Genomic DNA, 18,630 nt, shown 5'->3' on the forward strand with positions numbered 1-18,630 from the left:
TCCGCGCTAGGATGACTTGCGTACGCGCAAGTACCATTCGCATAACAGGCGTACCTGCTTGGCCGTATAGCCTTTTTCCACCATGCGGGCGACGAAGTCGGCGTGCTTGTTGGCATCGTCGGCGCTGGCCTTGGCATTGAAGGAAATCACGGGCAGCAATTCCTCCGTATTCGAGAACATTTTCTTTTCGATCACGGTGCGGAACTTTTCATAGCTGGTCCAGGCGGGATTCTTGCCGCCGTTCGAGGCCCGCGCGCGCAACCCGAAGTTCACGATTTCATTGCGGAAATCCTTCGGATTGGAAATGCCCGCCGGCTTCTCGATCTTTTCCAGTTCATTGTTCAGCGATTCGCGATCAAAACTTTCGCCCGTGTCCGGATCGCGGTATTCCTGGTCCTGTATCCAGAAATCGGCAAACGTCACGTAGCGGTCGAAAATGTTCTGGCCGTATTCCGAATAGCTTTCCAGGTACGCCGTCTGGATCTCCTTGCCGATGAATTCCACGTAGCGCTGCGCCAGGTGCTCTTTAATATAGGAGAAGTAGCGCTGTTCGAGTTCCGGCGCGAACTGCTCGCGCTCGACCTGCTGTTCCAGTACATATAATAGGTGCACGGGATTGGCGGCCACTTCGGAATTGTCAAAGTTGAACACTTTCGACAGGATCTTGAAGGCAAAGCGCGTCGACAGGCCGTTCATGCCCTCGTCCACGCCCGCGTAATCGACGTATTCGTGCATGGATTTGGCTTTCGGGTCCGTATCCTTGAGGTTTTCGCCATCGTAGACGAGCATCTTCGAGAAAATGCTGGAGTTTTCCGGGTCTTTCAGGCGTGACAGGATGGCGAACTGCGCCATCATGCGCAGGGTGCCGGGCGCGCACGGGGCCTTGACGAGCGAGGAATTGGCCACCAGCTTGTCGTAGATCTTGATTTCATCGGTCACGCGCAGGCAGTACGGCACCTTGACGATATAGATACGGTCAAGGAAGGCCTCGTTGTTGCGGTTGTTTTTAAACGTCTTCCATTCCGACTCGTTCGAGTGGGCCAGGATGATGCCGTCGAACGGAATCGCGCCAAAACCTTCCGTGCCCTTGTAATTGCCTTCCTGCGTGGCCGTCAGCAGCGGATGCAGCACCTTGATCGGCGCCTTGAACATTTCCACGAATTCCATCAAGCCCTGGTTGGCCAGGCACAGGCCGCCCGAATAGCTGTAGGCATCCGGGTCGTCCTGCGCATAGTCTTCCAGCTTGCGGATGTCGACCTTGCCCACCAGCGAGGAAATATCCTGGTTGTTCTCGTCGCCCGGCTCCGTTTTCGAGATGGCGATCTGTTTCAGCACGGATGGATAGCGCTTGACGACGCGGAACTGGTTGATGTCGCCATTGTATTCATGCAGGCGTTTCACGGCCCACGGGCTGGGGATGTTGCGCAGGTAGCGGCGCGGGATGCCGTAATCCTCTTCCAGGATGGTGCCGTCTTCTTGCTCGTTGAACAGGCCCAGCGGCGATTCGTTGACGGGCGAGCCTTTCAGGCAATAGAAGGGCACGTGTTCCATCAGCGACTTGAGTTTTTCCGCAATCGACGACTTGCCGCCACCGACAGGCCCCAGCAGATACAGGATCTGCTTGCGTTCTTCCAGGCCTTGCGCGGCGTGGCGGAAATACGAGACGACTTGCTCGATGACTTCCTCGGTGCCGTAGAACTCGCGGAAGGCGGGATAGATCTTGATGACCTTGTTGGCGAAGATGCGCGACAGGCGCGTGTCGTTGCGCGTGTCGACCAGCTGCGGCTCGCCGATGGCGGCCAGCATGCGTTCGGGCGCGCTGGCATACGTCAGCTTGTCCTTCTTGCACAGGGCCAGGTATTCGGTGAGCGACATTTCCTCTTCGCGGGTGCGCTCGTAGCGTGCTGCATAGTTATCAAAAATGGTCATGTCAATGTCCTTTAATGTAAACCTGAACTGCCAGTCACCATGGCCGCCCGCCTGGCACTCGCCTGGGCTTGCCGTCTGAACTTTTCCTGTACCCCGTACCGATTTTTATTGTTGTTTCAAGCCCGGCTGTCTTTGCGAGTCCGGATTGCCCGGACCAAAAAACTGGCGCTTGATGCCGTACGCTGACGTGGCCAGCCGGCTTTTTTTCACTGTTGATAGCGCTTGTTGCACCTACCATTACCCCATGAAATTTATTATTGCTCTAAAGGATCAGGAAGTCAAAAGATATGTCAGCATATCCTTAATACTTGTTTGTAAATTGTTGATTTAATTGGATAAATCATCAAATTTTCCATCGATTTCAATGAACCTTTTTGTACCTTTTAAACCATCATACGACAATTCGCCAGCGCGTGCCGGTGCCGGCCATGGCGCTGCCGTCGCCGGCGCCCCGGCGGCCGCTCGCCGGTGCGGCCGGCCATCTTGCGCTAAGATGCCTGCATGTCTGATGGCCCTGCGCGCCGCGCGTGCGCGTGCGCGAGCCAGCATTGTTATTGTCACCCTATGAGGAACCCCCATGATGAACCCCCAATTGCGCGCGATCGTCCGCGGCATGCCGAAGGCCGAACTGCATATCCATATCGAAGGCTCGCTGGAGCCAGAACTGATTTTCGCACTGGCCGCGCGCAATGGCGTGCCGCTGGGCTATGAATCGGTAGAACACTTGCGCAGCGCCTATGCTTTTACGGATTTACAGTCTTTTCTCGACATTTATTACGCTGGCGCAAGCGTGCTCTTGAAAGAGCAGGATTTCTATGACATGACGCAAGCCTACCTGCGCCGCGCCGAAGCCGATAACGTGCTGCACACGGAAATCTTCTTCGACCCGCAAACGCACACGGCGCGCGGCGTGGCCATCGCCGATGTGATCAACGGCATCCATCGCGCCTGCCAGGACAGCCCCGTCAGCGCGGCCCTGATCCTGTGTTTCCTGCGTCACCTGAGCGAGGAAGAAGCATTCGAGACCCTGGAAGACGCGCTGCCGCACCGCGACAAATTCATCGGCATCGGCCTCGATTCCTCGGAAGTGGGCAACCCGCCCGAGAAATTTTCGCGCGTGTTTGCCCGTTGCCGCGAGCTGGGTCTGCACCTGGTGGCCCACGCGGGCGAGGAAGGTCCGCCAGCCTACATCCGCACGGCGCTCGACGACTTGCGAGTCGAACGCATCGACCATGGCGTGCGCTGCCTCGAAGACGCGGACCTGACGGCCCGCCTGGCGCGCGAACAGATCGCGCTGACCGTCTGCCCCTTGTCGAACACCAAGCTGCGCGTGTTCGACCAGATGCATGACCATAATCTGGTGCAATTGCTCGACGCCGGCCTGCTCGTGACGGTCAATTCCGACGACCCCGCATATTTCGGTGGCTACATGAACGACAATTTCGACGCCATCTTCGACGCGCTGCCACTGGGCCTGTCCCACGCGCAGCGCCTGGCGCGCAACGGTTTTATTGCCGCCTTCCTGCCGCAGGCGCAAAAAGACGCCTTCCTCGCCACCGTCGATGCGTATTTCGCCCAGCACGCCGCCGCCCACGGCAGCGCGCAGTAACTCTATAAAGACCCGCCGCCCATGTTCCGCCTCTCCCTGAAAATGACCGGCCGCGACTGGCGCGCCGGGCAACTGCGTTTCCTGCTCGTCGCGCTGATCGTGGCCGTGGCGGCCCTGTCGGCCGTGGGCTTCTTCGTCGACCGTTTGCGCGCGGGCCTGAACCGCGACGCGCACCAGCTGCTGGGGGCCGACCTGGTCATCAGCGCCGACCAGCCCGTCAATGCGGCATGGCGCGCCGAAGCGCAGAAGCGCGGCTTTATCCTGGCCGACACGGTGACGTTTCCCAGCATGGCGCAGGCGGGCGAGGGCGAGCAGTCGAGCTCGCAGCTGGCGTCGATCAAGGCCGTCTCGCCCGGCTACCCGCAGCGGGGCAAGCTGAAAATCACCACCAACCCCACCGAAGCGCAGGATGCCGTGGGACGGCCAACGGACCAGGTGCCGGCACCGGGCACCGTGTGGGTCGATGCGGCGATTTTGTCCAGCCTGAACGCGAAACTGGGCGACACATTGAAACTGGGCGACAAGGCATTTACCGTCACGCAACTGATCGCCTCCGAACCGGACCGGGGCGTATCCTTTTTGAACTTCGCCCCGCGCGTGATGCTGCCCTTGAGCGACCTGGCCGCCACGGCGCTGGTGCAGAACGGCTCGCGTGTGTCGTACCGCTTGCTGCTGTCGGCACCGCCCGCCAAGGCGGCCGAGCTTGCGCAATATCAAGCCCGGCTGGAAAGCCAGATCAAGACGCAGGCCATCAAAGGTGTGCGCATCGAATCGCTCGAATCGGGCAGTCCGCAGATGCAATCGACGCTGGACCGCGCCGACCGTTTTCTCTCGCTGGTCGGCCTGTTGTCGGCCATGCTGGCGGCCGTCGCCGTGGCCATGGCGGCGCGCCGCTTCATGCTGCGCCACCTCGATGCCTGCGCCATGCTGCGCTGCCTGGGACTGACGCAAAACCAGGTCACGGCCATGTACGTGATCGAATTTTTACTGGTGGGCCTGGTGGGCAGCCTGATCGGCGTGATGGTGGGTTTCGGCGGCCACCTGGTGCTGCTGGAGCTGTTGGGCAAACTGGTGCAGAGCGACTTGCCGCCCGTCTCCCTGCTGCCCGCGCTGCAGGGCGTGGCCACCGGCATGCTGCTGTTGCTGGGCTTTGCCTTGCCGCCGATTTTGCAGTTGCGCAACGTTCCCCATAACCGCGTGATCCGCCGCGAGCAGGAGCCGCCGCAGGCGCTGGCCCTGGCTACCTATGGCCTGGGCATCGCCGCCTTCGTCGTGTTGCTGCTGTGGCAGGCGGGCGACGTGAAACTGGCCTTGCTGACGGCGGCCGGTTTTCTCGGCGGCTTCGCCCTGTTCGGCCTGGCCGGCTGGCTCGGCATCAAATCGCTGAAAACCCTGCGCGGCGCCTTCAATCACCAGGGCTGGCGCTTCGCCGTCACGTCCTTGCAGCGCCGTCCGGGCGCCACCGTGATCCAGGTGGTGTCGCTGGCGCTGGGCCTGATGGCCTTGCTGTTGCTGACGGTGGTGCGCGGCGACTTGATGGTGGCCTGGCGCAACGCCACGCCGCCGGACGCGCCGAATCGCTTCATGATCAATATCCTGCCGGAACAAAAAGAGCCGATCGCCGCGCGCCTGGCGCAGGCCGGCGTGGCCAATGCGCCTTTGTATCCGATGATACGCGGGCGCCTGGTGGCCGTGAATGGCAACGCCATCACGGAAAGCACCTACGAGGATGACCGCGCCAAGGGCCTGGCCGACCGCGAATTCAACCTGTCGACGATGGCAACGATGCAGGAAGAAAACAAGCTGGTCGCCGGCAAGTGGTTCGCCAATGCGCCCGGTGCGCCGGCTGAGGCGTCGGTGGAAGAGGGCATCGCCAAGACATTGAAACTGAAGCTGGGCGACAAGCTGCGCTTCGACATCGCCGGCCAGAGCGTGGAGGCGGCGATCACGAGTTTGCGCAAGCTGGAATGGGGCTCGATGCGCGTCAATTTCTTTGTCATCATCAACCCGGCCGCCATGGCGGACACGCCGCAGACGTGGATCACGGCGTTTCACCTGCCGCCCGCGCAGGCGGACCTGGGCAATGCCTTGCTGCGCGACTATCCGAATCTGACGGTGGTCGACGTGGGCGGCGTGCTGAAACAGATCCAGGGCGTGCTGGACCAGGTGGTCACGGCCGTCGAATTCCTGTTCGCGTTTACGCTGGCCTCGGGCTTGCTGGTGCTGTATGCGGCCCTGATGGGTTCGCAGGACGAGCGCACGCGCGAAGCGGGCCTGCTGCGCGCGCTGGGCGCCACGCGGCGCCAGCTGGCGCAGGCGCAGCTGATCGAGTTTTCCCTCGTCGGCGCGTTGGCCGGTTTGCTGGCGGCATCGGGCGCGGCGGCCATGGGCTGGGCCCTGGCCACGTACCAGTTCAAGTTCGCGTGGAGCTTCGCACCGGGCGTGTGGGCCTTTGGCTTGCTGGCAGGCGCCCTGTGCGCGATCGCCGGCGGCTGGCTGGGCTTGCGCAATGTATTGAAACATCCGCCGCTGCAAACCTTGCGGGAAAGCTAGACACCCACGCTGTCGTCCGCCTGCGCGCGTAAAAATTGCGCATAGGACACGACCGGCTGGTCCAGCTGGTGCGGCGGCACGTCAAACAGGGCCCAGAAGTAGGTTTCTCGCCCGTGGCAGATGGTCGGCGCGGCGCAGTAGCGGAACCAGTTTTCGCCGATGTGCGCCGCATACATGCCATCGCTGCCGGCATCGGAAAAATACGGGATGACGCGCATTTCCAGCAGGGCCAGCAGCAGGGATTCCGGTGCGTCGCTGTCGCGCGCCATTTCGTACTGCGTGTGCAGGCTGCGTTCCGTCTCGATGATCATCAGGCGGGCCTGGCCGTCGCGCGTGAAGAACAGGATGCCGCAGGGATTCGGGAAGATATAGAACTCGACAAAACCATGGCGCCGGCACAGCTCGTGCACGACGGCGGCCATGGCTTCGTCTTGCAGGAAACGATAGTCGTGCAGCAACAGCAAGTCGCGCACCGTGTCCGACTGCTGCAGGAAAAATTCGCGTTGCAGGGCGTGGACTTCCTGTTCCAGGATATCGAGCGCATCGTCGTCGCTCTTCTTGATGTAGCGGTCGATCAAGCCCCGGTTGAAGGCCGTCACGGCCACTTTTTCATCGGCCGCGCCCGTAAATAAAATCTTCTTGCACGGCAAGTCGCGCACGGCCTGGCAGAATTCCAGGCCATTCATCTGCGGCATCGAATAATCGATCACCAGCACGGACGGCACGGCAAAGCGCTGCGCCTGGCCGCTGATGCGCCAGATGCGTTCGAGGTCGAGCGCCACGTTGCACTGGTCGGGCGGCAGGTTTTGCGTGTCGAAATTGACGTGCAGCGGTGTCTCGCCCAGTTGCGTGCTGTGGCGCAGCCAGTGCAGCGCGCTGCTCGTGTCGTGGAAGGTCTGGCGCGCCAGTGCGGGATCGAGCTGGAACGCCAGGCTTTTCAGGAAGGAGTCGCTGTCGTCGATCAATACGGTCAGCGTCGGATGGGTATAGACGGGCAGTTGCATGCGTCACCTTGCGGGGGAAGAGGGTTGGAAGCGGGCAGGCAGGGGCTGCGGAAACTCCAGGATGAAAATCGCATACGCATGTTCGCGCGACACGCAGCGTATGCGCGCCTGCCAGGCGGTGACGATCTGCCGGCACAGGGCCAGGCCGATGCCGCTGCCGTTGTGCACGGGATAGGAATAAAAACGCTCGAAGATCAGCGGCAGGCGGTTTTTCGCGATGCCGCAGCCCGTGTCGATGAACAGCAGCCTGGGCACGGGGCGGGCGCCGTCGATGATGATGCGCACGCGGCCCTTGCCGGCCCGCTGGATGGCTTTCAGCGCGTTTCTCAGCAGGTTCAGCAGGATCACCACGCACAGCTCGTCCTGGCCGGCGAACTGGAAGTCGGCGCGCACGTCCACCTTGACGCTGTTGCGCTGGCTGTTGCCGGTAAATGGATAGCGCTTGAGCACGGAGGTCACCATCGCCAGCATCGACAGCATCTGGCTGGGCTCGAGGTTGCGGTTGACGGCACTGGCGCTCATCAGGAACAGATCGATTATGTGCTGCATGTGGCGCACTTCGAACTGGATGCGCGACAGGGCATCCTGCAGCGGCGGCAGGTCGTCCGCCTGGCCGGACAGCTGCGGCAGCAGCCGGCGCATGCCCCGCACATTCGCTTCCACGCTGGTCAGCGGCGTGCGCAGCTCGTGCGCCACGGAACCGAGTCCTGCCGCCAAGCCTGCCAGCCGTTCCCGTTCCAGCACCTTGCTGCCCACTTTCACCACGGACAGCGCGGCAATCGTGAACCAGTGCACGGGCAGTTGCTGCAGCACTTCACGTTGCAGCAGGAAGCCGCCTTCTCCCTGCAGGATGACGGCCAGGCAGGCGGCGCTGGTGCCGATCAGGTAGGCGCGGCAAGCCAGCTTCGTTTCGAAGTGAAACAGCACGACCAGGCCGATCAGCAGCGATTCGCTCCAGATGGACGACGCGTGGTTCATCAGGAACATGAAGGTAAAGAAGAAGGGCAGGATGTAGCTGAGCGCGAACAGCAGGTAGCGCGACAGCCAGCGGGCCGAGAGGCGGCGCGCGAACAGGCCCGCCACGCAGATGCCCACGCCCGTCAGGCGCAGGGTCAGGTTTTCATAGGCTTGCGGAAAAAAGTTATGCCACAGCAGGTAGTACAGCGGCATCGCCACCGTGCCCACGGCGGCCAGCATGGCGACCCTGCCGGCCAGGTTTTCATGGGGCATGCGCTCATGCAGCAGCGAATGGAGCAGGCGCCTGCGCCAGTGTGTCCATCGTCCTTGCCATTGCTGCGTCATGACTCTGCCTTGATCCTCTTCAGAACATTATCATCGCGTAAATTTTCCTGGTTGAACGGTTATCTCGCCGGACATTGATATACGTCAATGGATGGGTTGGCGACACGGTCAAGGTTTTAATTTGCAACAAACCTTTCCCCAGGAGAAAAATCATGACCATCGCCAACAGCTTGCACACTCCATCGTTTACCCGTGCCGAACACTGCCTGCCCGACTATATCGTGCGGCGCATGGATGCGCATCACATCACGCGCATTGAAAAATTGCTGGGCGGCCAGCATCCCCATGCCTGGCAACCGACCCCCGCCCATGCCATTTTCTTGGCGGGCAATGATTACCTGTCCATCGCCGCCGAGCCGGCGCTGGTGGCGGCCCAGGTGGCGTCCCTGCAGGCGAACGCGGGCGGCATGCTGATGTCGGCTGTGTACTTGCAGGAAGGCAGCGAACAGCATCGGCTGGAAAGCCGGCTGGCCCGCTTCATGGGCTGCGAGGACGGCATCCTTGCGCAGTCCGGCATGGCGGCCAATGTCGGCTTGCTGCAGTGTATCGCCGGCCCCGGCATCCCCGTCTACCTGGACATGCAGGCCCACGCCTCGCTGTGGGAAGGCGTGCTGTCGGCGCAGGCCCAGGCCGTCGCCTTCCTGCACAACGACATGTCGCATTTGCGGCGGCAGGTGGAAAAGCATGGCCGCGGCGTGATCGTCGTCGACGCCCTGTACAGCACCAACGGCAGCCTGGCGCCGCTGCTGGAATTGCTGGACATCGCCGAGCGCAGCGATTGCGTGGTGGTGGTCGACGAGTCGCACTCGCTGGGCACGCATGGCCCCCGGGGCGCGGGCCTGGTGGAAGCGTTGGGACTGGGACACCGCGTGCATTTCCGTACGGCGTCGCTGGCCAAGGCGTTTGCCGGGCGTGCCGGCTTCATCAGCTGTTCCAGCCGCTTCAAGGGATATTTTTTGTCCGAATCGCGTCCCGCCATCTTTAGCTCCTGCCTGCTGGCCCACGAGCTGGCATGGCTGGACGCGGCGCTCGATTTCATCATGACCGCCGACGCGCGGCGCGCCACCCTGCAACGCCACACGCTGCAGGTGCGCGAGGGATTGAGCGCGCTCGGCTACAACGTCAGCGACGGCACGGAGCAGATCGTGGCGCTGGAGGCGGGCGGCGAACCGGCCACCCTGGCCCTGCGCCAGGCGCTGGAGCGGCATGGCATTTACGGCGCCATGTTCTGTGCCCCGGCCACGGCGAAAAACCGCGCCCTCGTGCGACTGACCCTCAACGCGGGACTCGACGAGACGGGCATCGCCAGGCTGCTGGCCGCCTGCGCGGCGGTGCGCGCCGAAGCGGGCGTGGAACACTGGCCGTCGACGCGGCGCTTGCGCAAGCTGGCGCTGGTGTAGGGACGGTACGCGGGACAGCCGTCAGCCGGCCAGTCTGCCCAGGACGGCGGACAGCGCCCCCAGCTGCTCTGCCGGTGCGTCCTGCAGCAATTCCTGGCCCAGCGCCTGCGCCGTCGCATCGGCGTGGATCAGCAGGGCTTGCCCCGCCTCGGTGATGACGGCATAGCCGACGCGGGCATCACGCGCATCGGCCTGGCGCGCCACCAGGCCGATTTTTTCCAGCGGCATCAGCGAGCGCGTGATGCCGGACGCCGTCAGCGCCAGGCGCTCGGCCAGGTCGATGCGGCGCAGGCGGCCACCGGGCGCGCGCTGCAAGTGGTACAGCAATTGATAATCGCCAAAGCTCAGGCCGTGCAGATTGCCCAGGATGCTGTCGAAGCGGCGCACGATGAGCGCCTGGGCACGCGCCAGGCGCAGGCAGAAGTCCAGCGCGCTGGCGCCGTCTGGCGGCGGGGAAGTGTGATCGGTCATGGTTTCCTTTGTGTTGGCTGCGCAGTGCTTGAGTACGCAAGTGTAAAGCAAGACTGCTCAATACAGTGGCTGCCCCTGTTCCAGCCACTGTGCGCGGTGCAGGGCCAGCAGGGCATCGAGTTCGGCCTGCGCATCGAAGGCGGGGTCGCCCGATGCCTTGACGCTGTCGATGATGTCGAAGCGGAAGGCTGCCGCGCCATCGCGCCGCCAATCCGCCTGCAAGCGGGCGTTGCGGTGCGTGCCCAGCGCGAGTTCGAAGCGGTGGCGGTTCAGCGCGCCAGGGGCGTTGCCGCTGCGTTCGAGCAGGGTGTATCCGCTGGGCAGGTGGCGCAGGGCGATGATGCCCAATGCTGGCGCTTGTTGCCGGTAGGCCGCTTTCAGGGCCGTTTGTCGTGTTTTATCCATGCTGGAACTCTCTCAAGGTGATGAAACGGAAGGGCTGCCCGCGATGCGCGCGATGTCGGTGAGCAGGGCGGCGGCGATGGCGGCCGCCAGTAGCAGGGCGCCGCCGCAGCAGAACAGCTCGCCCACACTCAGGTGGCGCAGCAGCGCGCCCGTGGCCGCCGCCGACAGGGGCGCCAGGCCCAGGAAGATGCCCATGAATACGGCCATCGCCCGGCCCAGCATGGCCGGCGCCACGCGCCGCTGTATCCACGTAAAGATGGCCACCTGCACATAGCCGCCCAGCAGGCCGGTGACGGCCAGCAGGGCCGCGCCTTGCCAGGCTGTTTCGACTTGTCCCAGCGCCATCAGCAGGCAGCCCGCGATGGCGTCGACCAGCAGCAGGGTGGCGCCGAAACGCAGGCGCAGCCAGGCGCTGCCCAGGCTGGACGCCAGCATGCCGGCCAGGGTGCCGGCGCCGTGCGCGCCCATGAGCAGTCCCAGCGCCGCGGCGCCGTGCAGGCGCTCGCTGGCCAGCACGGGCAAGGCCACTTGCAGCGGGCCCATGACGAAGAAGGCCACCACCGCCCAGTAGACATAGCAGCTGCGCAAGGGCTTGTCGCGCCACACCATGGCCAGGCCCGCCGCCATGTCGCGCCACATGCCCTGCGCCGCCGCCACGGCCAGTGGCCGCAGCGTGACTTGCCGCAAGGTCCATGCGGAAAACACAAACGTCAGCGCATCGATGGCAAAGGCGGCGGCCAGCGCCGCCATGCCGGTTTGCTGCCCGCCAGCGTGGGCGCCCAGCACCAGCGCCGCCAGCAGGGGGCCAGCCAGCAACGACAACTGACGCGCGCCCATCTGCAAGCCATTGGCTTTTTGCAGCAATTGCGTTGGCACGGCTTGCGGCAGGATGGCCGTGCCGGCCGGAATGCCGAAGGCGGAAGCGACGCCGAGCGCCAGCGCGGCCGCATACGCGAGCACCAGGCTGGCGTGGCCCAGCATCAGCAGCCCCGCCAGCGCCAGCAGGATGACAGCGTTCGCATATTTGCTCAGCAGCAGCACGCGCCGGGGCGAGTAACGGTCGGCGACGGTGCCGCCCAGCAAGATGAGTACGGCGCGCGGGGCGCCCATCAGGGCCACGGCGATGCCCAGGCTGAGGCTATCGCCCGTCAGGCTCAGCACCAGCCACGGCAGGGCCAGCATGCTGAACTGGTCGCCCAGCATGGAAACGAGGCCGCCGCCCAGCAGCCAGCGGAAGTTGCTATTGCGTAGCAAGTGGGGTTGGGTGGTGGCTGGCATGCTGTTCTTGTCCTTGGTTTAAAATTGCATAGTAGTTGATATAAGCTTGAGCAGTCAAGTATATTGCCATTTATTGTGGCAGAGAGAGCTAGTGGCGCATGGAGCGCCGATGCTTGCGCTATCATGGCGGCCATGACTGATACCACTGCCCCCACCCTGTACGAGACCATCGGCGGCGCCCCCGTGCTGCGCGAAATGGTCGACCGTTTTTATGACTTGATGGAGCTCGAAGCCGAGTTCGCCGGCATCCGCGTCATGCATCCGCCTTCGACGGATGGTTCGCGCGACAAGCTGTATTTCTTCCTGACGGGCTGGATGGGCGGGCCGGACTTGTATATCGAGAAATTCGGCCACCCGCGCCTGCGCGCCCGTCACTTGCCTTACGCCATTGGCACGAGCGAGCGCGACCAGTGGCTGCGCGCCATGGCCTGGGCCATGGAAGACACGGGCATCGAAGAGTCCCTGCGCGTGCGGCTGATGGAATCGTTCTATCAGACGGCCGACTGGATGCGCAACAAACCTGACTGACACCCATGAGTCCAATCGAGTTTTACAGCCTGCTGGGCGCCGCCGCCGTCGCCATCGTCCTGTTGCTCTTGCTGTTGCTGCGTCCGCGCGGCGCGGCCGGCGATGGCGCCACCACCCTGGCGCTGGTGCAGCAGCACCAGCAGCAAAGCCTGGAACGCATCGACCGGGTCGAGCGCGAAGTGCGGCTGCAGTTGCAGGCGTCGGCGCAAGCCACGCGGCAAGACCTGGCGGCCGGCCTGGCGCAATTCCAGGCGGCAACCTTGCAACAGCTCGACAGCTTGCGCACGCAGATGCAGGCGCAGGGGAAAGTCGGGCGCGAGGAGCAGGCGCAAAGCCTGGCGCGTTTTGCCGACAGCACGAATCAGACGTTGGCCCAGCTGACGGAATCGAATGCGCAGCGCATGCTGGAAGTGCGCGCCACGCTGGAAAACAAGATCCGCGACTTGCAGGCCGACAATGGCGCGCGCCTGGAAGAGATGCGCAAGACGGTCGATGAAAAACTGCATGCCACGCTGGAAACGCGTTTGAGTGCCTCGTTCCAGCAAGTGTCCGAGCGGCTGGAAAAAGTCCACCAGGGTCTCGGTGAAATGCAGCAGCTGGCGCTGGGCGTGGGCGATCTGAAGCGGGTGCTTACTAATGTGAAGACGCGCGGCACCTGGGGCGAAGTGCAGCTGGAAATGCTGCTCGAGCAGGTACTCACTGTCGACCAGTACGCGAAGAACGTGGAAACGCTGCCGGGCAGCGGCGCGCGCGTGGAATTTGCCCTGAAGTTGCCGGGCATGGTCGACGGTGGGCCACCCGTGTGGATGCCCATCGATGCGAAATTCCCCAAGGAACAATACGAGCGCCTGGTCGACGCGGCCGAGCGGGCCGATGCCGATGGCGTGGCCGTCGCCGGCCGCGAGCTGGAACGGGCCGTGCGGGGCGAGGCGAAAACCATCGCCGAGAAATACCTGGCGCCGCCGCTGACCACCGACTTTGCCATCCTGTTCCTGCCCACGGAAGGCTTGTATGCGGAAGTGATGCGCCGGCCGGGACTGGCCGACGAATTGCAGCGCCTGCACCGGGTCAGCATCGCCGGGCCGTCCACCCTGACGGCCTTGCTCAACAGCTTGCAGATGGGTTTCCGCACCTTGGCGCTGGAAAAGCGCTCGTCGGAAGTGTGGCAGGTGCTGGGCGCCGTCAAGACGGAATTCGGCAAGTTCGGCGACGTGCTGTCGCAAACCCGGCTGACCCTGGAAAAGGCGGCGAAGAATATCGAAAGCGCGGAAGTGCGCAGCCGGCAGATGGCGCGCAAATTGAAATCCGTGGAAGCCTTGCCGGGCGAGGCGGCCGCCTTGCTGCTGGACAAGGCGGACGGTGAATAGCGCTGTCTTGTTCGCCGCAGCCGCCTGCTAGGCCTGCTGTTCCTGCGCCATCTGGCGGTTGACGATTTCTGCCGTGATGCTGCCTGGCGCATCGAGCTCGCGCTGCGCCAGTGTGCGCATGGCATCATTCTCCAGGCCGGACAGCAAGGCGGCGCATAGTGCGTCGGCCTCGGCGGCCTGTTCCTGGCCGCGCAGGACGGCAGCGGTGATCCGCACGTCTCTCACCAGATTCATCAACTCCGCCGCCAGGCGCGGTGCCGTGCCAGGCGCAGGAAACAGGGGCAGGCTGGCCGCCAGGGCATTGACCATGCCTAGATGCGCGAGCGGCGCCGTCCGATAACGCTGCGCCAGCGTGAAATTGTCCATTTCGACGACGGCTGGCAGGGCTTGCCAAGCGTACTGGCGCGCCAGTTCGGGGGCGCTGGCGTCCAGCTGGGCAAACAGGTCGGCGGTGGAACGGGCATCGCCCAGCGTCTCGTTCATCTCGACGATAAGAGAAAAACGCGACGCACGTCGAAAGAGGTCGCCTGCCTGTGGCTCGCCGCCATCACGTCCTGCAAAAGGTTCACCTGCCAGCAGCAACCGTATCTGCTCGTTGCGCTCGACCTTCAGAGCAAGTTGCGCGGGCGTATGGAGGTCGGTCAAGAATTTCCATTCCAGCATGATCATGAAATAGCTGGTGCGGGACGGCGCAATGGCTTGTTCCGCTTCAGCAAATAGCTGTTGCAAAAGCACGAGCGCATCCGCATGTCGACCTTCTTCGCGCAGGGCACTGAGGCGTGTCAAACGGCTATCGCTGTTGGGCATGGCGGTCCTTCTCTGGAATGCATCATAGTAACAAGTCCGCATCCAACTGGCTACGCCTCAGGTGCCATGCTTGCCGGTACGGGTTTTTCTGGCGCTGCAGGCCAGCAGCAGCAGTCCTGCCAGCAGCATAAGCCAGGTTTGCGGCTCGGGCACGGCCGGCAAGACTGTCGGGGCAGTGGGTGGCAGGGTGGTCGGCAGGATCACGGTGGGCGGCACGATGATGCTGCTGCCCTGGTCCGGCGGCAGGCTTCCACCGCCACCACCACCGCCGCCGCCCATGCCGCCGCCCATGCCGGCTGGCGGCGTGATACCGCCGACGGTACGCACATAATCGAAGGGCAGGAAGGGCGTGCTCGCCACAGCCAGCGGTGCGCCGACGCCCGTGAAGGAACCGCCGCGCAAGGCGTCGGGATGATCGATCACGGGCACGCCTGCTGCTTCCGGGGCGGCGGGCGCGGCGGCACCGGGCGCGGCGCCAGCGGGAGCTGCTCCGGCGGCTGGCGTCGCTGACGCTGGCACCCGCGTGATGCGGCTGACATTGCGGCACACGGTGGGCACGAGGATGCAAACGCCCTGCACGCAGTACACGAGTCCCCTTTCCTGCATCTGCTCGCTCCAGCCTGAGCGCGTGACATTGCGGCAGACGCGGCCCGGCCCGAAATGCATGTCGCTGATGCGCGCATTGTAATTGCCCTTGCCGCGGATGGCGTCGCGGCTGATCACGACGATTTCATCGTACTGGCGCGCGCGCATGCGCGCCTTCAATTCTTCGCGCACCTGCGGCGCGATGTCCGGGTACCTGTCCACTGCGGCCACGACATCGCCCATGAACGGGTCAGCGCCCGGGCGGTTCCAGCTGCAATGCTCCAGCACGTCGGCCCGTGGTACCCCTTTGGCATAGGCGGGCAGCGGCGCCAGGGACAACATGCCAAGCAGGCAAGCCACTCCCAGCATGCCGGCCCCTGCGATCCATGAATGGTGTCTCATTATTAGTTTCCTCGTGAAAACAATATCAAAATTGAATTTTTATGTGAGGTTGGATGTTATCACCGAAGAAACTGTAGTATCAATAAATAAATAAAATAATTACAATTAATGTTGTTTTTATTTATATGTTCTTTTGGGAAATAATTAATATTTTTATCTTGATGGGCAAACGCTTGCCGCGCAGGTAAATTGATTGCGAAGGGGCAATGCGAGCGGCCCGCGCAGGGCGGGCCGCTTGAGAGGGGGCGGGTTTTGAAGGATGCGCCGCCGGCAGGCGGCGGTAAGGAATGCGCGTTAAATGCTGCCCGGGCAGGCTTGCGTATCGAGGGCGGGATAGCCGATGGCGGGCAGCTTGTGCAGCCACTTGCGCATCAAGGTGCGCGCGCCTTGCGTATCGTACTGTTCGTACTGTTGCCCCTGCTGCAAATCTGCGGCGAGCGTGGCCAGCTCTGCACAGATGGATTGTTTGCCGGCCTGGGCCGCCAGCAGGGAGGCCAGCAATTCCGGCAGTACGTCCGCCGCTGGCGCCGCCTGGCGCGTGGCGCGATAGTGCTGCCAGTAGCGCTCGGCGGCATCGCCATCAAAGCTGGGGATGAAACCGAAGGTGGCGTCATCGTGGTGCAAGCGGTACACGGTGGGAAAGTAATGCGGACCCGTCAGCTCGCCAGGGAAACGGTCGCGCCGCAGGACGTCGATGGCCAGCGATCCGTCGCGCTCCACGCGCACGGCACTCGGTGAATCGAACTGGTCCACGCTCACCATGGCGGGCGAGTTGCCTTGCATGAAGATGATCTTGTGCGTGTAATGGCGCCCGCCCAGGTGGCCGCACAGGGCCACATAGCGGTCGTTGAGGACGGTGACGGCCGCAATGGCGCCGCAGCCCGGCTGCAAGGGCGTGTTTTCCTGCCACGCGAGACCTTGATCGGCGGCGCGCACGATGCTGATGCGGCCCACGGTGGCGCCATGCAAGTCGCCCGGCGCCGTTTCGATGCGCGCGTCGAAGCGCACCGTGTAACCATTGCTGTGGACTTCGCCAGCGTACGCCGCCATGCCCTGCAGCAGGGCCAGTGCCAGAAGTAGATGTTTCATCAGGTCAATCCATGGAACAGCACGATATCGACCAGGTCGCCCATGGCCACGTTGCCTTGCGCTTCATGCAGCACGATCATGCAATTGGCTTGCGTCATCGAGCGCAGGATACCGGAGCCTTGCGCCCCCGTTACGCGCACGTGCTGGCGGCCGTCCGCGTCCCGTTCGACGATGCCGCGCTGGTATTCGGTGCGGCCCCGTTTCTTGCGGATAGGTGCCTGGGCCGCCACTTGCAGCAACGGCAGGGCGGACGTGTCCGCATCGGCGCCCATCAGGCGCAGCAGGGTGGGGCGGGCGAGGAAGTAAAACGCCGCCATCACGGCCACGGGGTTGCCGGGCAGGCCCAGCAGCAAGGCCGTGTCGCCCTCGCTGGCAATCCGGCCAAAGGCCATGGGGCGGCCCGGGCGCATGTTGATCTGCCAGAAGGCCACCTCACCGAGGCGCGCCAGGATCTCGCGCGTAAAATCGGCCGCGCCGCTGGACACGCCGCCCGAGGTGATGATGACGTCGGCCGAGGCGCAGGCGCCGCGCAGCGCCGCTTCCAGCGCTTGCGGATTGTCCTTGACGATGCCCATGTCGAGCACGTCGCAACCGAGGCGCGTCAGCATGCCCAGCAGGGTGTAGCGGTTGCTGTCGTAGATGCAGCCGGCGTCGAGTGGCTCGCCGATCGAGCGCAATTCGTCGCCAGTGGAAAAGAAGGCCACGCGCAGGCGGCGGCGCACGGGCACCGTGGCGATGCCCAGCGAGGCGAGCAGCCCCAGTTCGGCCGGACCCAGGCGTTTGCCCTGCAGCAGGGCCGGCTGACCCTGCATCAAGTCTTCGCCCTTGAAACGGCGGTTGTCGCCGGGGCGGATGCAATCGGGCGCCAGCGTGATGCTGGTTTCATTGGCTTGCAGCACCAGTTCCTGTGGCACCACGCTGTCGCAGCCGTCCGGCATGACGGCGCCCGTCATGATGCGCGCGCATTGCCCGCGCCCGACGTTGACCGTGCCGGGACGCCCGGCCAGGATGGTGTCGACCACGGCCAGGGTCAGCGGCACACTGCCGCCCAGGTCGGCGCCAAGGTCAGCCCCATGCAGCGCATAGCCATCCATGGCGGAATTGTCGTGTGCGGGCACGCTGATGGGCGAGATGATGTCGGCCGCCAGGATGCGCTCGAACGCTTGCGGCAACGGCAGTTCCTCGATGTCGGCGACAGGCGCGACGCTGTCGGCCAGGATGGCTTGCGCCATCGGCACGGACAGGCCCTGCGCCTGCAGGGCGGCCAGCTCGTCCGGGGTATTCATGTTGCCGAACGCGGCGCCATCCTCGAAGAGCACTTCGGCCAGCTTCAGGGGGCCGTGCCAGGTGCGCATGCGGCGCTCTCCGTTGCGCAGATACGAGTCTAACTGGGGCAGGGCGGAAGTTTTGACGAGGCAGAAAACGGGATGCGGGCGGCGCACCGCCGTTCCCGTCGCCGGATCGATCTCTTCGGTGACGGCGATGGCCAGGTCGGCATCGTTCTCGACCAGGCCGGCGGCCAGGCGCGCCGCCAGGTCGGGCGGCAGCAGGGGCGAATCGCACGGCACCGTCAGCAGGTAGGGCGTGCTGGCGTGCCGCATGCCGCTGTGTAAACCTGCCAGCGGCCCCAGATGGCCCGGCAGTACGTCCGGCCACACGGGCAGGTCGAAGCGCGCGTAATCTCCCGCATCGGCGTGGACACTGATGGCCAGCTGGCCCACTTGCGGCGCCAGGCGCTGCAGCGCGTGGCGGGCCAGAGGCTGGCCATGCAGGTGCAGCATGCCCTTGTCGCGCTGGCCCATGCGCGTGCCGAGGCCGCCGGCCAGGATCAGGCCGGTAATGTCGTGTGTATTGATCATGTCAGGTAGAAAGTGGGTGCATGCGCCATGGTAGCAGCGGCG

Annotated in this window: 15 protein-coding genes; 5 read left to right on the top strand and 10 right to left on the bottom strand. The window is 63.9% G+C overall.

Annotated features, from left to right (window positions below; all coding sequences use genetic code 11):
- Positions 1-6: 6 nt before the first annotated feature.
- Positions 7-1,929 (bottom strand): PrkA family serine protein kinase, encoded by a 1,923-nt coding sequence (locus tag ACP7DW_RS12295; protein WP_071075815.1) that lies wholly within the window; start codon positions 1,927-1,929, stop codon positions 7-9.
- A 577-nt stretch (positions 1,930-2,506) separates the two neighbouring features.
- On the opposite strand from ACP7DW_RS12295, the gene ACP7DW_RS12300 reads away from it, so the two are divergent.
- Both ACP7DW_RS12300 and ACP7DW_RS12305 read left to right on the top strand, forming a co-directional pair.
- Positions 2,507-3,538, top strand: a complete 1,032-nt coding sequence (locus ACP7DW_RS12300; RefSeq protein ID WP_426055698.1) for an adenosine deaminase — start codon at positions 2,507-2,509, stop codon at positions 3,536-3,538.
- A 21-nt stretch (positions 3,539-3,559) separates the two neighbouring features.
- A complete protein-coding gene (locus tag ACP7DW_RS12305; RefSeq protein ID WP_426055697.1) occupies positions 3,560-6,091 on the top strand; it encodes an ABC transporter permease in 2,532 nt (843 codons plus the stop codon).
- Here the strand turns inward: ACP7DW_RS12305 and ACP7DW_RS12310 are convergent.
- Both ACP7DW_RS12310 and ACP7DW_RS12315 read right to left on the bottom strand, forming a co-directional pair.
- Positions 6,088-7,095, bottom strand: a complete 1,008-nt coding sequence (locus ACP7DW_RS12310; RefSeq protein ID WP_426055696.1) for a response regulator — start codon at positions 7,093-7,095, stop codon at positions 6,088-6,090. The two genes, ACP7DW_RS12305 and ACP7DW_RS12310, sit on opposite strands and share 4 nt — an antisense overlap.
- A gap of 3 nt (positions 7,096-7,098) precedes the next feature.
- On the bottom strand, positions 7,099-8,325 hold the full coding sequence (locus ACP7DW_RS12315; RefSeq protein ID WP_426055695.1) for a sensor histidine kinase: 1,227 nt from the start codon (positions 8,323-8,325) through the stop codon (positions 7,099-7,101).
- Positions 8,326-8,549: 224 nt separating this feature from the next.
- Here ACP7DW_RS12315 and cqsA point away from each other — a divergent pair, with 224 nt between their 5' ends.
- Positions 8,550-9,797 (top strand): alpha-hydroxyketone-type quorum-sensing autoinducer synthase, encoded by a 1,248-nt coding sequence (cqsA, locus tag ACP7DW_RS12320; RefSeq protein ID WP_426055694.1) that lies wholly within the window; start codon positions 8,550-8,552, stop codon positions 9,795-9,797.
- Positions 9,798-9,818: 21 nt separating this feature from the next.
- Here cqsA and ACP7DW_RS12325 read toward each other — a convergent pair whose 3' ends face one another.
- Genes ACP7DW_RS12325 through ACP7DW_RS12335 form a run of 3 tightly spaced genes read right to left on the bottom strand, consistent with a single transcriptional unit; the run spans position 9,819 to position 11,951 of the window.
- The gene (locus ACP7DW_RS12325; protein ID WP_426055693.1) at positions 9,819-10,268 is read right to left on the bottom strand and encodes a MarR family winged helix-turn-helix transcriptional regulator; all 450 of its coding nucleotides are present in this window, start codon (positions 10,266-10,268) and stop codon (positions 9,819-9,821) included.
- 57 nt (positions 10,269-10,325) lie between these two features.
- Entirely contained in the window at positions 10,326-10,673 is a 348-nt protein-coding gene (locus ACP7DW_RS12330) for a GIY-YIG nuclease family protein (RefSeq protein ID WP_426055692.1), read from the bottom strand.
- 12 nt (positions 10,674-10,685) lie between these two features.
- Positions 10,686-11,951, bottom strand: a complete 1,266-nt coding sequence (locus ACP7DW_RS12335) for an MFS transporter (protein ID WP_426055691.1) — start codon at positions 11,949-11,951, stop codon at positions 10,686-10,688.
- A 132-nt stretch (positions 11,952-12,083) separates the two neighbouring features.
- Between ACP7DW_RS12335 and ACP7DW_RS12340 the strand changes: the two genes are divergently transcribed.
- Positions 12,084-12,479, top strand: a complete 396-nt coding sequence (locus tag ACP7DW_RS12340) for a group II truncated hemoglobin (RefSeq protein WP_034785429.1) — start codon at positions 12,084-12,086, stop codon at positions 12,477-12,479.
- Between the two features lie 5 nt (positions 12,480-12,484).
- A complete protein-coding gene (gene rmuC, locus ACP7DW_RS12345; protein ID WP_426055690.1) occupies positions 12,485-13,846 on the top strand; it encodes a DNA recombination protein RmuC in 1,362 nt (453 codons plus the stop codon).
- Between the two features lie 27 nt (positions 13,847-13,873).
- On the opposite strand, the gene ACP7DW_RS12350 is transcribed toward rmuC, so the two are convergent.
- From ACP7DW_RS12350 to glp, 4 genes are all read right to left on the bottom strand, one after another.
- Complete coding sequence (locus ACP7DW_RS12350; protein WP_426055689.1) at positions 13,874-14,653, bottom strand: hypothetical protein; 780 nt, start codon at positions 14,651-14,653, stop codon at positions 13,874-13,876.
- Positions 14,654-14,710: 57 nt separating this feature from the next.
- On the bottom strand, positions 14,711-15,640 hold the full coding sequence (locus ACP7DW_RS12355; RefSeq protein WP_426055688.1) for an MHFG family PEP-CTERM protein: 930 nt from the start codon (positions 15,638-15,640) through the stop codon (positions 14,711-14,713).
- A gap of 294 nt (positions 15,641-15,934) precedes the next feature.
- Positions 15,935-16,729, bottom strand: a complete 795-nt coding sequence (locus ACP7DW_RS12360) for a hypothetical protein (RefSeq protein ID WP_426055687.1) — start codon at positions 16,727-16,729, stop codon at positions 15,935-15,937.
- Positions 16,729-18,588 (bottom strand): gephyrin-like molybdotransferase Glp, encoded by a 1,860-nt coding sequence (gene glp, locus ACP7DW_RS12365; protein ID WP_426055686.1) that lies wholly within the window; start codon positions 18,586-18,588, stop codon positions 16,729-16,731. The genes ACP7DW_RS12360 and glp overlap by 1 nt, the downstream gene beginning before the upstream one ends.
- Between the last annotated feature and the right edge of the window lie 42 nt (positions 18,589-18,630).

Source organism: Janthinobacterium sp. PSRC1-1 (genome assembly GCF_049897525.1).
In the GTDB taxonomy this organism is placed as follows: domain Bacteria; phylum Pseudomonadota; class Gammaproteobacteria; order Burkholderiales; family Burkholderiaceae_D; genus Janthinobacterium; species Janthinobacterium tructae.